This window comes from Nocardia sp. CC201C, from assembly GCF_030010695.1.
GTDB lineage: Bacteria > Actinomycetota > Actinomycetes > Mycobacteriales > Mycobacteriaceae > Nocardia > Nocardia otitidiscaviarum.
In genome coordinates, this window is record NZ_JASCXP010000031.1 from 1 (window position 1) to 13,977 (window position 13,977).

General features: G+C 68.8%; 17 protein-coding genes. 7 read left to right on the forward strand and 10 right to left on the reverse strand.

What is annotated here, in order from left to right; translation table 11 throughout:
* The first annotated feature begins 119 nt into the window (after positions 1 to 119).
* The 3 genes from rfbD (at position 120) to QK444_RS05725 (ending at position 3,082) form a co-directional block, all read left to right on the forward strand.
* The gene (gene rfbD / locus QK444_RS05715) at positions 120 to 986 is read left to right on the forward strand and encodes a dTDP-4-dehydrorhamnose reductase (protein ID WP_282777785.1); all 867 of its coding nucleotides are present in this window, start codon (positions 120 to 122) and stop codon (positions 984 to 986) included.
* An 11-nt stretch (positions 987 to 997) separates the two neighbouring features.
* Complete coding sequence (locus QK444_RS05720) at positions 998 to 1,900, forward strand: glycosyltransferase family 2 protein (RefSeq protein ID WP_282777787.1); 903 nt, start codon at positions 998 to 1,000, stop codon at positions 1,898 to 1,900.
* Between the two features lie 108 nt (positions 1,901 to 2,008).
* Entirely contained in the window at positions 2,009 to 3,082 is a 1,074-nt protein-coding gene (locus QK444_RS05725) for an NDP-sugar synthase (RefSeq protein WP_282777788.1), read from the forward strand.
* Positions 3,083 to 3,153: 71 nt separating this feature from the next.
* Here QK444_RS05725 and QK444_RS05730 read toward each other — a convergent pair whose 3' ends face one another.
* Positions 3,154 to 3,369 (reverse strand): DUF4287 domain-containing protein, encoded by a 216-nt coding sequence (locus QK444_RS05730; RefSeq protein ID WP_282777790.1) that lies wholly within the window; start codon positions 3,367 to 3,369, stop codon positions 3,154 to 3,156.
* Between the two features lie 372 nt (positions 3,370 to 3,741).
* On the opposite strand from QK444_RS05730, the gene QK444_RS05735 reads away from it, so the two are divergent.
* Complete coding sequence (locus QK444_RS05735) at positions 3,742 to 5,241, forward strand: NAD(P)/FAD-dependent oxidoreductase (protein WP_282777792.1); 1,500 nt, start codon at positions 3,742 to 3,744, stop codon at positions 5,239 to 5,241.
* Between the two features lie 161 nt (positions 5,242 to 5,402).
* On the opposite strand, the gene QK444_RS05740 is transcribed toward QK444_RS05735, so the two are convergent.
* The gene (locus tag QK444_RS05740; protein ID WP_282777794.1) at positions 5,403 to 6,323 is read right to left on the reverse strand and encodes a cation diffusion facilitator family transporter; all 921 of its coding nucleotides are present in this window, start codon (positions 6,321 to 6,323) and stop codon (positions 5,403 to 5,405) included.
* Positions 6,324 to 6,470: 147 nt separating this feature from the next.
* On the opposite strand from QK444_RS05740, the gene QK444_RS05745 reads away from it, so the two are divergent.
* On the forward strand, positions 6,471 to 6,716 hold the full coding sequence (locus tag QK444_RS05745; RefSeq protein ID WP_282777796.1) for a type II toxin-antitoxin system Phd/YefM family antitoxin: 246 nt from the start codon (positions 6,471 to 6,473) through the stop codon (positions 6,714 to 6,716).
* Positions 6,697 to 7,086 carry a type II toxin-antitoxin system VapC family toxin gene (locus QK444_RS05750; protein WP_282777798.1) on the forward strand — a complete coding sequence of 130 codons (390 nt, stop codon included), beginning with the start codon at positions 6,697 to 6,699 and terminating at the stop codon, positions 7,084 to 7,086. The genes QK444_RS05745 and QK444_RS05750 overlap by 20 nt, the downstream gene beginning before the upstream one ends.
* An 11-nt stretch (positions 7,087 to 7,097) precedes the next feature.
* Here QK444_RS05750 and QK444_RS05755 read toward each other — a convergent pair whose 3' ends face one another.
* From QK444_RS05755 to QK444_RS05775, 5 genes are all read right to left on the reverse strand, one after another.
* Entirely contained in the window at positions 7,098 to 7,235 is a 138-nt protein-coding gene (locus QK444_RS05755) for a hypothetical protein (protein ID WP_282777800.1), read from the reverse strand.
* Between the two features lie 183 nt (positions 7,236 to 7,418).
* On the reverse strand, positions 7,419 to 7,721 hold the full coding sequence (locus QK444_RS05760) for a hypothetical protein (protein WP_282777802.1): 303 nt from the start codon (positions 7,719 to 7,721) through the stop codon (positions 7,419 to 7,421).
* Positions 7,718 to 7,894 (reverse strand): hypothetical protein, encoded by a 177-nt coding sequence (locus QK444_RS05765; RefSeq protein WP_282777804.1) that lies wholly within the window; start codon positions 7,892 to 7,894, stop codon positions 7,718 to 7,720. The genes QK444_RS05760 and QK444_RS05765 overlap by 4 nt, the downstream gene beginning before the upstream one ends.
* A 2-nt stretch (positions 7,895 to 7,896) precedes the next feature.
* The gene (locus QK444_RS05770; protein ID WP_282777806.1) at positions 7,897 to 8,319 is read right to left on the reverse strand and encodes a hypothetical protein; all 423 of its coding nucleotides are present in this window, start codon (positions 8,317 to 8,319) and stop codon (positions 7,897 to 7,899) included.
* A 175-nt stretch (positions 8,320 to 8,494) separates the two neighbouring features.
* Positions 8,495 to 9,268 carry a GntR family transcriptional regulator gene (locus tag QK444_RS05775; protein ID WP_282777808.1) on the reverse strand — a complete coding sequence of 258 codons (774 nt, stop codon included), beginning with the start codon at positions 9,266 to 9,268 and terminating at the stop codon, positions 8,495 to 8,497.
* 44 nt (positions 9,269 to 9,312) lie between these two features.
* On the opposite strand from QK444_RS05775, the gene QK444_RS05780 reads away from it, so the two are divergent.
* A complete protein-coding gene (locus QK444_RS05780; RefSeq protein WP_282777810.1) occupies positions 9,313 to 10,404 on the forward strand; it encodes a DUF1152 domain-containing protein in 1,092 nt (363 codons plus the stop codon).
* Between the two features lie 122 nt (positions 10,405 to 10,526).
* Here QK444_RS05780 and QK444_RS05785 read toward each other — a convergent pair whose 3' ends face one another.
* From QK444_RS05785 to QK444_RS05795, 3 genes are all read right to left on the reverse strand, one after another.
* The gene (locus tag QK444_RS05785; RefSeq protein ID WP_282777812.1) at positions 10,527 to 11,456 is read right to left on the reverse strand and encodes a cation diffusion facilitator family transporter; all 930 of its coding nucleotides are present in this window, start codon (positions 11,454 to 11,456) and stop codon (positions 10,527 to 10,529) included.
* A 106-nt stretch (positions 11,457 to 11,562) separates the two neighbouring features.
* Positions 11,563 to 12,789, reverse strand: coding sequence for a mannose-6-phosphate isomerase, class I (gene manA / locus QK444_RS05790; RefSeq protein WP_282777815.1), 1,227 nt, complete (start codon positions 12,787 to 12,789; stop codon positions 11,563 to 11,565).
* Entirely contained in the window at positions 12,789 to 13,970 is a 1,182-nt protein-coding gene (locus tag QK444_RS05795; RefSeq protein WP_282777817.1) for a tobH protein, read from the reverse strand. The genes manA and QK444_RS05795 overlap by 1 nt, the downstream gene beginning before the upstream one ends.
* Between the last annotated feature and the right edge of the window lie 7 nt (positions 13,971 to 13,977).

Below are 13,977 nucleotides of genomic sequence, written 5' to 3' on the forward strand. Positions count from 1 at the left end.
GCGTGCCGCGCGCCCGGCACTGCGCGGCGGCTATGGCGACCGCGCGCCGGGGCCGCCGTCGTTCCGGCAGGTCGCACCGGGTCGCCGCCCGGTCGGCACGGCGTGCCAGACTGACCGGCGTGACTCTCCCCTCCGTGACACCTGTCACCGGGCGGCTGGTGGTGACCGGGGCGCGGGGTCAGCTGGGCCGTGCGCTGCTCGACCTCGCACCCGAAGCCCGCGGCTACACCCACGCCGACCTGGACATCACCGATCTGGACGCGGTGCGCGCCGCGCTGCGGTGCGGCGATGTGGTGATCAACTGCGCCGCCTACACGGCCGTGGACCGGGCCGAAACCGATATCGACGCGGCCTGCGCCGTCAATGCGCGCGGGCCGATGGCGCTGGCGGTGGCGTGCGGGGAGGTCGGGGCGCGGCTCATCCACGTCTCCACCGACTACGTGTTCCCGGGCACCGGGTCGCGGCCGTACGAGACCGCCGACCCCACCGGGCCGACCTCGGTGTACGGCAAGTCCAAGCTGGCGGGGGAGCGGGCGGTGGCGGATCTGCTCCCCGAGACCGGTCATATCGTGCGCACCGCCTGGGTGTACACCGGGACGGGCAGCGATTTCGTCGCCACCATGCGCCGCCTGGAGCGGGAGCGGGAGACCGTCGACGTGGTGGACGATCAGATCGGTTCGCCCACCTACGCACCCGATCTCGCGGCGGCGCTGGTCGAACTCGCCGAACAACCCGACGCGCCGCGAATTCTGCACGCCGCCAACGCGGGACAGGCCAGTTGGTTCGATCTGGCGCGGGCGGTGTTTTCGGGCATCGGAGCCGATCCGGACCGGGTCCGGCCCTGCTCGACCTCGGCTTTCCCGAGACCCGCTCCGCGCCCGGCATATTCGGTGCTGTCCACGGCGTCCTGGACCGCGGCCGGGCTGTCGCCACTGCGCCCCTGGCAGGATGCGCTGAACGACGCGCTCGCCGCCGCTTCCGACTAGGCTGGTCGCCCGTGAGCCCCTCGGATTCAGTCGGACGGCCGACACTGGCCGTCGTCACGGTGACCTTCTCGCCCGGTGAGCACCTCGAGCACTTCATCAGTACCCTCGCCACCGCCACCAGCGAGAAGCCCCAGGTCATCCTGGCCGACAACGGATCGAACGACGGCGTGCCCGAACTGGTCGCCGACGCCAACGAACATGTGCGGCTGCTACGCACCGGCGGCAATATCGGCTACGGCGGCGCCATCAACCGCGCCGTCGCCGAGATCGATCCGGAGATCGAGTTCATCGTCATCGCCAACCCGGATATCCGGTGGGGTACCGATTCCATCGACGAGCTGCTGGCCGTCGCCAAGCGCTGGCCGCGCGCCGGAGCGCTCGGACCCATGGTGCGCGAGCCCGACGGCAGCGTGTACCCGTCCGCGCGGCGGGTGCCCGGGCTGGCCGACGGCGCGGGCCACGCCATTCTCGGCACGCTGTGGCCGTCCAACCCGTGGACCCTGCGCTACCGGCAGGACAACGAGGAGATCTCCGAGCGGGCGGTGGGCTGGCTGTCCGGTTCGTGCCTGCTGGTGCGCCGCGCCGCCTTCGACGCCATCGACGGCTTCGACTCCCGGTACTTCATGTACATGGAGGACGTGGACTTCGGCGACCGCATGGGCAAGGCGGGCTGGCACAATGTATTCGTGCCATCGGCCGAGGTCACGCACGCCAAGGGCCACGCCGCCGGCAAGCACCCCGAGGCCATGCTGCCCGCCCACCACGCCAGCGCCTACCGATTCCAGGCCGACCGGCATCCACACTGGTGGCAGGCGCCGCTGCGGGGGGCGCTCAAGGCCGGACTTGCCATTCGGTGCAGGCTTGCGGTTCGATCCGCTCTGCGCGAGCGCGACCGCGCGGCCGGTACGAACTGAGCGGTCCGCTCAGGCACAATGACCCCGGCCGCGCGGTGCGCGCGGCCGGACAGCTCGGCCTCGGCATGCGCCGACGCGACCGAAAGACGACCTGATACAGGGGAGAAGATGTCGAACGGAACGGATGCGGTGATCCTGGTCGGAGGCCAGGGGACGCGCTTGCGTCCGCTGACCCTGTCGGCCCCCAAGCCGATGCTGCCCACGGCCGGTCTGCCGTTCCTCCAGCATCTGCTGGCCCGCATCGCCGACGCCGGAATCCACCACGTGGTGCTCGGCACCTCCTACAAGGCCGAGGTCTTCGAGGAGCATTTCGGTGACGGCTCCGACTTCGGGCTGGAGATCGACTACGTCACCGAGACCGAACCGCTCGGCACCGGCGGCGGCATCCGCAATGTGCTGCCCAAGTTGCGCGCCGACACCGTGATGGTGTTCAACGGTGACGTGCTGGGCGGCACCGATCTGGGCGCGGTGCTGGAGACCCACCACTCCACCAACGCCGATGTGACGCTGCACCTGGTCCGGGTCGGCGACCCGCGCGCCTTCGGCTGCGTGCCCACCGACGAGTCCGGCCGCGTCACGGCCTTCCTGGAGAAGACCCAGGATCCGCCGACCGACCAGATCAATGCCGGGTGCTACGTCTTCCGCCGCGAGTACATCGAGAAGATCCCCGCCGGCCGTCCGGTATCGGTGGAGCGCGAGGTCTTCCCGTCCCTGCTCGCCGAGGGCGCGCACATCCAGGGCCATGTGGACACCTCCTACTGGCGCGATATGGGCACCCCGGAGGACTTCGTCCGCGGCTCGGCCGACCTGGTGCGCGGCATCGCGCCCTCCCCGGCCCTGCCCGGCCAGCGCGGTGAATCCCTGGTCCACGCGGGTGCGGGCGTGGCCCCCGGCGCCCTCCTCATCGGCGGCACCGTCGTCGGTCGCGGCGCCGAGGTCGGCGCGGGTGCCCGCCTGGACGGCGCGGTCCTCTTCGACGGCGCCTGCGTCGAGGCCGGGGCCACTGTCGAACGCTCCATCATCGGCTTCGGCGCCCGCATCGGTCCGCGCGCCCTCGTCCGCGACGCCGTCATCGGTGACGGCGCCAATGTCGGCGCCCGCTGCGAACTACTACGCGGCGCTCGTGTCTGGCCCGGCGTCGAACTGCCCGACGGTGGCATCCGCTTCTCCACCGACGTCTGACACCGGCGCACGGACGCCCGCCGTCGCGGGTCGCTCACCGGGTGGCGAGCGACCTCGCGCCGTAGCGCTGCTCAGATCGCCCACTTGTCCGGATTCAGGTGGTACTGAACGATGGCCGTGGCGTGACCGTGGCCCATGCCGTGTTCGCTCTTCAGCCAGTTCACCAGGTCCTTGTGACCGCTGTGGCCGGATTCCCGCACGGCGCTGAACCATTCGTCCACCGTGCGGCCGTACTTGGCTTCGATGGCGGGGAAGTAGGACGCGGGTCCGTGAGGCTTGGTGGTCATGGGGTGCTCCTTGTCGTAGTCGACAGTGATGACGGATCGGCGGGGCCGGATTCGTCGTGGGGTGACGCGGGTCACGCGCGGGCGGGGGTTGGTGCGGCGGGGAGGAGCTGGCGCGACATCGGTGGATCGTCCGGCGGTGGCAGCATCGCGACGTGAGCGCACCATGGCCCGCCGCGCGGCATGGAGTTCACGGCCCCCTCGAACGCGCGGCCACAGCCCGATACCTCCGTGAGCAGCGCCTCGCATTTCGGGGTGAACCGCTGGGTCGGGCGTCCGACCCGATTGACCGATTCGGTCGGATCAGGGTGATCCCGGACAGAATTCACCTTTCGGGCGGACGCTCACCGCCGGGCCGGGGCCTAGAGTGTGATCATGGCTGACGCAGTGGTGGTCGGATCCGGGCCGAACGGGCTGGCCGCGGCCGTGATCCTGGCACGCGCCGGACTGCATGTCCAGGTGTACGAGGCGGAGGAGACGATCGGCGGCGGCTGTCGCACCGCCGAACTCACCCTGCCGGGCTTCCAGCACGACGTGTGCGCGGGCGCGCATCCCATGGCGGTCGCCTCGCCCTTCTTCCGTGCCTTCGACCTCCCCGCACACGGTGTGGAACTGCTTGCGCCGCAGGTGTCCTACGCCCACCCGCTGGACGGCGGGGTGGCGGGCCTGGCCTGGCACGACCTCGAACAGACGGTGGACGGCCTCGGTCGCGACGGCAAGAGTTGGCGGCGGCTGTTCGGGCCGCTGGTGCGCAAGTGGGAAGACCTGGTCGGGTTGGCCATGTCGGATCTGCGGCATCCGCCGCTGGATCCGATGGGGCTGCTGCGCCTGGACCCCGGCATCGAACTGCGGTTCGCCAAACGCCTACTGGAACAGGCGAGTCCGCTGTGGAATCTGCGTTTCCGCGAACAGCTCGCCCCCGCCCTGCTGACCGGCGTCGCCGCGCACGCCATCATCCCGCCGCGCGCCATTCCGGCCGCCGGGGTCGCCATGCTGCTCGGCGCGCTCGCCCACGTGGGCGGCTGGCCGGTGCCGCGCGGCGGCTCGCAGGCCATCATCGACGCTCTCGCCGACGACCTGAAAGCCCATGGCGGACAGATCTTCACCGGCCACCGCGTGGACTCCATCGACGAATTCGAGGAGGTGCGCGCAGTGCTGCTGGACCTGGCGCCGGCCGAGGTGCGCCGCATCGCCGAACACCGTCTGCCCGGCCGCTACGACGCCGCACTGCAACGCTTCCGGTACGGCGGCGCGGCCTGCAAGGTGGATTTCGCGCTCTCCGGACCCGTCCCGTGGCAGACCGTCGGCTGCGACCGCGCGGGCACCCTGCACCTGGCGGGCAGTCGCGCCGAACTGGTGGCGGCCGAACAGGCCGTGGCGCGCGGCGACCATGCCGAACGCCCCTACGTGCTGGCCATCCAACCCGGTGTGGTCGACGAAACCCGCGCGCCCGCAGGGAAACACACGCTCTACACCTACGCGCACGTGCCCAACGGCTCCACCCGGGACCTCACCGAGACCGTCACTGCGCAGGTGGAGCGCTTCGCCCCCGGCTTCCGCGACCTCGTCCTCGCCTCGCACGTGCGCACCGCCGCAACCATGCCCGCGCACAATGCCAACTATGTCGGCGGCGATATCTCGGCGGGCGCGATGACGCTGCGCCAGACGGTGTTCCGTCCGGTGCCGCGCTGGAATCCGTATCGCACACCGCTTCCCGGCGTCTACCTCTGCTCGTCGGCCACCCCACCCGGCCCGGGCGTGCACGGGATGAACGGCATGCTCGCCGTGCGCCACGTGCTACGCCGGGAGTTCGGCCTGCACACCGATCCGGTCGAACTGCTGGAATCCGAACGGCTGCACCGCAAACCGGTGTAGTCGAACCGGGCGCGGTGTCGTCGACCCCCGCCGCGGTCGAACCTGGCGTGGCCATCCCCGGTGCAGTCGAGCATGGCGCGGTCGGCTCTGGCGTGGTCGAACGTGGCGCGGTCGCCCCTGACGTGGTTCGGATCCGGTGCGCTCGAACCCTCCGGATGTACTCAGACCGCCCGCGCGCGATACAGATCCGGCTCGATATAGATGTCGCGCGCGTTCGGCACCGCCGCCCGCACCCGCGCCTCGGCGTCGTCGATGGCCGCCGCCACCTCCGCGATCCCCAAGCCCGGCACGATGGACACCTTGGTGGCGACCAGCAGATCATCCGGGGCCAGATACTGGGTCTTCAGGTAGATCACCCGGTCGATGCGCGTCCCGTCCACCAACCCGGCGCGAATCAGGCGATCCTCCTCCGGTGTCGCTCCCTCCCCGATGAGCAGACTCTTCATCTCCACGATCAGCACGACCGCGATGACCAGCAGCAGCCCTCCGATGAGCAGCGTGCCGATCCCGTCCCACACGGCGCTGCCGGTCAGCATGGTCAGGCCGACCCCGAAGAAGGCGAACAGCAGACCGATGAGCGCCCCGGTGTCCTCGAGCAGCACCACCGGCAGTTCGGGATTGCGGGTGGTGCGGATGAACTTCCACCAGCTGGTGCGCCCCTTGAGCGCCGCCGACTCGCGCCGCGCGGTGGCCAGGCTGTAGGACTCCAGTGCCAGCGCCACCAGCAGGATCACGATGGCGATGATCGGATCGTCCAGCCGCTCCGGATGCCGGATCTTGGTGATGCCCTCGTCGATCGCGTACAGCCCGCCGAGCAGGAAGATCACCAGCGCCACGATGAACGAGTAGAAGTAGCGGTTGCGCCCGTACCCGAACGGATGCAGCTCGTCCGGCGCTTGCTCCGCCCGCCGCCGCCCGAGCAGCAGCAACCCCTGATTGGCGGTGTCGGCGGTCGAGTGCACCGCCTCGGCCAGCATGGACGCCGAGCCGGTGAGGAACGCGCCGATGTACTTCGCGACGGTGATCCCCGCATCCGCCGAGAACGCCGCCAGAATCGCCTTCTTACCGCCGCCGGAGGACATGGGTTCCTACGCTACGACGTGCCCGGGTACGGGCGGGCGGGCACACGCCGGTCGGATGTGGCCACCGAGAGTTCGGTGCGGCGGATCACGCGATTCGTAGCCGTCTCGTGATGGACTGGACTAGACTTAGTCACCTACCGTGGAGAGATGGCAGCAGTGAATATCCACGAGGCTAAGACGCACCTGTCGAGGCTTCTCGAACGTGTCGCCAAGGGGGAGCGCATCGTGATCTCGAAAGCGGGCAAGCCGATTGCCGATCTGGTCCCGCACCGGGCTACGCCGGTGACCTTCGGCGGTCTGAAAGGACAGCTAACCTACGACGACAGCGTCTTCGGTATCGATCCGGACATCCAGCGGATGTTCTATGGGGACGATGCCGATGCTTCTGCTTGACAGTCAGACGGTGGTGTGGCTGCTCGATGACAACCCTCGCCTGGGCACACGGGCACGATCCACGATCACGGCCGCCACGGAGGTCTACGTGTCCTCCGCGACGATCTGGGAACTGACGATCAAATCAATTCTGGGCAAGCTGACGATTCCCGTCGAGTTCACCGAAGCCGTCACGAGTCAGGGGCTCTCGGTTCTCGATATCACCGGAGCGCACGCGGAAGGCATCCGACATTTTCCGGAATTGCTGAGGCACGACCCCTTCGACCGATTGATCGTTTCGCAGGCGTACTGCGAGCGTCTTCGCTTGCTCACCGCCGACACCGTGCTACTCGGCCTGGAACGGGACTTCATCACCGACTCGACCGCGTAGCCGTTCGGTCGCTACGCGTTCGTGACGGCGGTGGCGCGGTACAGATCCGGCTCCAGGTACATGATCTTCGCGATCGGCACCGCCGCGCGCACGCGTGCCTCGGCGTCGTCGATGGCGGCGGCGATTTCGGCGATCTCCAGTCCGGTCACGATGGCGACCTTGCTGGAATCCGAACGGCTGCACCGCAAACCGATGTAGTCGACGCTCCATCTCCGCGACAGCAGCAGCGTCCCGATGCCGTCCGCTTCTCACGTCACGACGAACCTGGGTGGCGGTGTCGATTTCGCGCCCATCGCTCAGCGTTCTCCTGGTGGTTCAGTTGTCATGCCCGGTCATCGCATGTGTGGATTGCGGCGGGTGACGTCCGCCAAGCGGGTGAACACCGTTTCTGGGGCCAACCCCATCTCGGTGAGTTCGCGGGTCGGGATGGCGGCCGGGTCGTACAGCATGTGTAGCAGCAGATGCTCCGCGCCCATGCGCGTGGCTCCTTCGGCGGCGGCCATCTTCAACCCGTGGTTGAGCAGGTCCCACAGCCGGTGTCCGCACTCGACAGCACCCGCGACGCGGTCCTGTTCCATCTCGTAGTAGCGGCGCACGCTGGCGAGGCGGTCCTGCTCCCACTCGTCATCGGTCACGCGCGGCTCCGGTTCGAATCGGGCACGATCGTCCCGGCAGCCACGAGCACTTTCCAAGCAGCGGCTTTGGTCTCGCACGTGTCGGGGTGGCAGTCGATATGCACCTGCATCGCGAGTCGGGGTTCCTTGCGGCCCCAGTCGCGGTTGCGGTGGGACAGGCAGTCGAACCGCATCCTCACCACCCCCGCAACGGGAGATAGGTGCGCTCCGCTTCGGCTTCCAGGCGGGCTTGGATGTCGGCGAACGACAAACCGTGACGGTGCCGCGCGGTGGACTGCTGCCCGAACGTGGCGGTGAAAGCGATTAGGCCGCTGACGAACAGGAGGATGCCGAGCAGTTCCATGGTCAGGCTCCCGCTGGGACGTCGATGAGCGCGCGCCCGGTCGGTGTCTCGACGTACGCGCGTCCGTAGCGGGTGAGCGTCCAGGTGCCGGGCCGGATGCCGATACGAGTGACGATGAACCCCCGAGTAAGCGAGGTAGCCGATAGCGCGGCGGGCCGCTCTGGTGGTGATGTTGGCGCTGTCAGCGATCTGGGCGGCGGACAGGTGGCCGCCTGGAGCGAGGGTGGCGAGGACGCGCGCCTCGGTCATGTTCATCCCGGTCCCTCCGGTGTGTGCCGTGGCAGATATGAGCGTGGCCCTGACGTCGAGGGGGCGTCGATTTCACCCGACGCTGGGCCACATCTGGACTATGCCACTGCTTAGGCTAGTGGCATAGTCCACTCGTCGAAGAGTGGAAAAGTTCCGGAGCGATTGCGGAATCGACCAAGACCTAGAGGGTGACCGGGAACTCCTGCCGGAAAGCCCAGCGCTCGGGCGGGTACACGGCCTCGTCGAACTCGATCGGATTATCGCCGCTGTCGTACGCGACGAGCCAGTAGACCAGTACTGCTGACGGTTCCGGCAAGCCGAGCACTTCGCGCTCCTCGTCGCTTGCCAGTCGTGCCGAAACCTGGTCGCGTGCGTACAGAGACCGCAAGCCGAAGACATCCGACAAGTACGGCAGCGTCCCGCCGCGAATCCCCTTCGTGGTATCGAGGAGTCGTGGTGCATCTTGTGTGAGCGCGGCGGGGAACCATGAGATCGACAGTTCGGTCGGGCCGCTGATCGCATTCCGGATGATCCGCCGCCGTTGAGCCACCGGAGCGCCGACCTCCAGGGCGAGAGCGGACGCGACGTGAGGCGGAGCGTCCAGGATGCCCGCGGAGGAGAATTCGACCTTCTCGGTCGACGAGTACATGGTGCCCATCGCCGCCCCGCGCTCGTAGCGCTCACGAGCTCGGGGGGCAGCGTGCGGCTCCAGCACGAAAGTGCCTGATCCCCTGCGGCTTTCGACCAGTCGCTGTTGGCGGAGGACCTGAAGTGCCTTGGCCGCTGTCGGGCGTGCCACCTTCCAGTCCGTGGCCAGCTCGCGCTCGGATGGAACCTCGTCGCCCGGTGCGAGATCACCCCGCACGATCTGGTCGCGGAGGTGTCCGGCGATCTGTAGGTACTTGGGAAGTACCTCCTCGATTTCTGGCAACGCAATCCTTCGAGTGAGTACCATATGCCACTAGCCAATATACGGCTCAAAGGAGATGGTGGGGAGCGATGCACACCGCGTTGGCGATCGCCGCTGGCGGTGGCGGCGACGCCATCACCGCTGCCATGCTCGCCACCGCTATGCCGGAGCTCCGGGTCAGCGCGATCATGAGCTATTCGTGGGATCGGTTCATGATGGACCCCACGCCAGGTCCGCGATCGAGCGCCGACTTCCAGGGGCTAGCCGAACACGGCGGGGTCGCGACAATCTCGGCGACGTCCACGCTGCGGACAGGGACGTCCACGTTGCCGCGATTAGCTGGCAGCATTGCGCATCCGGTGCTGCTGCTCGAGGCGCACGGCGGTGCGGCCGGGATGGCTAGCAGCATCAGCAATGCAGCGGCGATGTCCAGCGCCGACGAGTTGATAGTGGTCGATGTCGGCGGCGATATCATTGCCGAGGGACACGAGATAGGGCTACTCAGTCCACTGGCCGATTCACTCGCTCTCGCCGCTGCCGTCCTCACCGGGATACCTACCCGCGTGCTGATCGCTGGTCCCGGCGTCGATGGTGAACTGTCGCCAGGCGAGGTTCACGCGCGGCTCTCAGACCTGGGCGCTGACCGGGTAGCGGGTCTGACGCCGGCAGATGCCGCACCGTTCGCCGACCTCTGGTCTTGGCATCCATCCGAGGCGAACTCGCTGCTTGCAATGGCGGCCGATGGCTGGCGCGGCGCGGTCGAGACCCAGCGTCGCGCGGTCGTAGACCTGACCGACGATACGACTGGGATCTACGAAGTGGACGCACAGGCGCTGGCACAGTCATCACTGGCAGCGCCCCTCGCATCAACGAATAGCCTGGATCAGGCGGAGCAGTTGCTGCGGGATCGCCGCAGCGGCCGGAGTGAACTCGATATCGAACGCCGCAAGGCTGCCGGGGAGCATTCCCACGACCGCATGCCGACTCTCCAGTCGTTGAACGTCATCGACGCGTACGGCAGCCAAGCGCGGGACCGCGGTATTGATGCGCTCACGTTGCGGCGCGTCGCCGAACTGGTCCATGCCGTCAGTCCGGCCACAACCTCGAAGCTGCGAGAACTGCTGGCCATGCAGCGTCCCGACAACTTCCATCCGCCCCTGTACGGGGTGCGCGCAGTCTAGGTAGGGCACGGGATCGTTTCGCAGGCGTACTGCGAGCGGCTTCGCTTGTTCACCGCCGACACTGTGCTGCTCGGCCTGGAATGGGACTTCATCACCGACTCGACCGTGTAGCCGTTCGGTCGCTATGTGTTCGTGTCGGCCGTGGCGCGGTACAGATCCGGCTCCAGGTACATGATCTTCGCGATCGGCACCGCCGCGCGCACGCGTGCCTCGGCGTCGTCGATGGCGGCGGCGATTTCGGTGATCTCCAGTCCGGGCGCGATGGCGACCTTGGCGGCCACCAGCAGCTCCTCCGGGCCGAGGTACTGGGTCTTCAGGTGGATGACGCGGTCGATCCGGGTGCCGTCGACCAATCGCTCGCGAATCAGCTCGTCGTCCTCGGCGACCGCGCCCTCACCGATGAGCAGGCTCTTCATCTCCACGATGAGGATGACGGCGATGACGCCCAGCAGCACACCGATGCACAGCGTGCCGATACCGTCCCAGACCGGATCGCCGGTGACCACGGTCATGCTGACCGCGCCGAAGGCCAGGATCAGGCCGATCAGCGCGCCGGCGTCCTCGAGCAATACCACCGGCAGTTCCGGATGCCGCGAGGTGCGGATGAACCGCCACCAACTGGCGTCACCCTTGAGCGGACGCGACTCCTTGACGGCGGTGATCATGGAGAAGGTCTCCAGCACGATCGCGATCCCGAGGATCACGATGGCCACCATGGGACTGGACAGTTCCTCCGGATGCTGGACCTTGTGCACGCCCTCGTAGAGCGCGTACAGCGAGCCGAGCGCGAAGATCACCAGCGCGACCACGAACGAGTAGAAGTAGCGGTTGCGCCCGTACCCGAACTGGTGCAGGTTGTCGGCCTCCTGCGCGGCCCGGCGCTGCCCGAACAGCAGCAGGCCCTGATTGCAGGTGTCGGCCACCGAGTGCACGGCCTCCGCCAGCATGGACGCCGACCCGGTGATCCCCGCGCCCACGAATTTCGCCACCGCGATACCGCCATTGGCGGTCATCGCCGCGATGATCGCCTTCCTACCGCCACCCGCAGCCACTGTGTTCCTCCCGGCCTGTGCCCGACCCTGCGCCGAATCGCCGCGGTAACTGTACTACCGGATCCGCGCGTGGATCGGTTTCGGATCGCAAGGGGCGGGGAGCAGATCACACACTGGCGCAGAACAGTTGCGCCGGACCGTCCACCGCCTGTGCGGTGATCGGCGCGTCGGTGGCGGAGATCCAGGCCGCGCGGCCGCAGGGGACCTCCAGGTAGCGGCCGTGCTGGGTCAGGCGCACCGCGCCCAGGGTGCACAGCGCGATCTCGGGACCGGAGGCGGGCAGCGGGAGCGGTGGTTCGCCCTCCGCCAGTTCCACTCGCCGCAGGGTGAATTCCGCTGCGGGCGTGCGATACCGGAACACGCCCTCGGCCTCCGTCTCCGGCGCGACGATCGGGAGATCGAGGGGTTCGAAATCGAGGACACGCAACAGCTCCGGCACGTCCACGTGCTTGGGGGTGAGTCCGCCGCGCAGCACATTGTCGGAGTTCGCCATGATCTCCACCCCGACGCCGCGCAGGTAGGCGTGCAGATTCCCGGCCGCCAGGAACAGGCCCTCGCCGGGTTCGAGGGTGATGCGGTTGAGCAGCAGCGCGGCCAGCACCCCGGCATCACCCGGATATGCCTCCGCCAGCTCCAGCGCGGTCTTCACCTCGGCGGTGAATTCCTTGCGCGCGCCGTTGTTTCCGGCGTCGCGGTCGGACAGGTAGTGCACGCAGCCGTCGAGCACCTTGGGCAGCAGGGTGGCCAGCGCGTTCTGCGGCAGCGCGATCCAGGTGGTGAACAGGGTGCGCAGGCCCGCCGAATCCGGCTGGGCGGCAAGCAGGTCCGCGTAGGAGGAGAGTTCGGGCACCGCCAGGGCCTGGAGCAGGCGCACGGTGGCGTTCGGGTCGCGGAATCCGGCCAGGGCCTCGAAACGGTCCAGGGCGACCACGAGTTCGGGCTTGTGGTTCTCGTCGCGGTAGTTGCGCATGGGCGAGTCGATGGGCACGCCGGTGTGGTTCTCCCGCGCGAATCCGGCCCGCGCCTGTTCGAGACTGGGATGCGCCTGCAGCGACAGCGGCTCCTCGGCGGCGAGGATCTTCAGCAGGAACGGCAGCCGTCCGTCGAATTCGCCCGCGACGGAGCCGAGTTCGCGTTGTGGGTCGGCGGCGAGCAGATCCAGCAGCGAACGGTCGTGGCCGTTGACGCGCACGCGCGCCGGGTCGGCGGGGTGTGCTCCGAACCAGAGTTCGGCTTCCGGATGCGCGGACGGGACCGGTCGGCCGCACAACTGAGCGAGCGCGGTGCGCGAACCCCAAGCGTAGGAACGCAGCGCACCAACGAGTTCGTGCACTAGTAGTGTCCCCCGTCGTAGTGTCCCGGCGTCGTTGCCGGACGGGAACCGAGTAGTCGTAGATACGCCGCGGCCATCTCCAAGCGCAGCGCCAACACCGCCAGCTGTTCCAATTCTCCGCCTCGTCCGGCGGGAGCGGCCTGACCTTCGACGGGGGCGGGCGATCCCGCGCCCATGAGTTCCACATCGACATTGACCAGATCGGCGTCCACCAAACCCTGGCCCACGCCGAAGACGGCCAGCCGCCGTCGCGCCGCCACCTGATCGGCGTCCGCGGTCACCACGAACACCCGCACCTTGTCCACGGGGGCGGGACCGTCGAGCTGCTCGTCGTGGAACAACGGGTCGTAGCCGGGGGCGTCCACCCCGGCGGCCTCCACCATGCGGGCGTGCGCGGCGACGGTCTCGGCCAGATCGGCCGAGGCCACGATCTGACCGGCGGTGGCCAGCAGCACCTCGGCGGCGTGCTCGGCCAGTTCGATGGCGGCGGGGGAATCACCCGCCAGCACGATGCGCCGCTCCCGCATCCGGGTGGCGAGGGTTTTGGCGGGATTGTGGAAGGACTCGTTCTGCGGGCCGCCGCGCAGCGCCTCGGCGTCCAGCAGATCGGCGAGCGAACCCAGATCGGGGACCAGCGGGGCGATGCGCCCGGGATCCAGCGCCGTCAGCACGGCGGTGCCGACCGCCAGGAACCGCAGCATCCGATTGTGGTCGAGGACGGGCACACGCGGGGGCAGCACGGTGGCCCGGCCCGCGGCGACGGCGCGCAGCGGACCCTCGTCCGGAGCGGCGACCACCACCTCGGCGCCGCGGCGCAGCGCCCGGTCCACCGCCTCGGCCAGCCGCGGATCGCCCGCGTCGTCACCGGCCACCAGCACCACGTCGAGCGGGCCGACCCACGGCGGAATCGTGGTGGCGGGCACGACCGGGAGGTTGGCGCGGTCACCGAGGGCGGCGATGAGAATGCCCGCCGCCCGGGCCGCGCGGCCCGAACCGGACACCATGACCAGGCTGCGTGGCCGCATTCCGGTGAGGCGACGCAGGATGTCCTCGTCGATGGCCGCGGCGGTGGCGCGCACCTGCGCACCTGCCGACGCGGCGGAACGCAGTGTCCCTCCGGAGTCGGCCGCCTCCAGCGAGGCGACGTCATCGAGGTCCAGAACCGGTGTCCCAGCGATCATCGGGCGT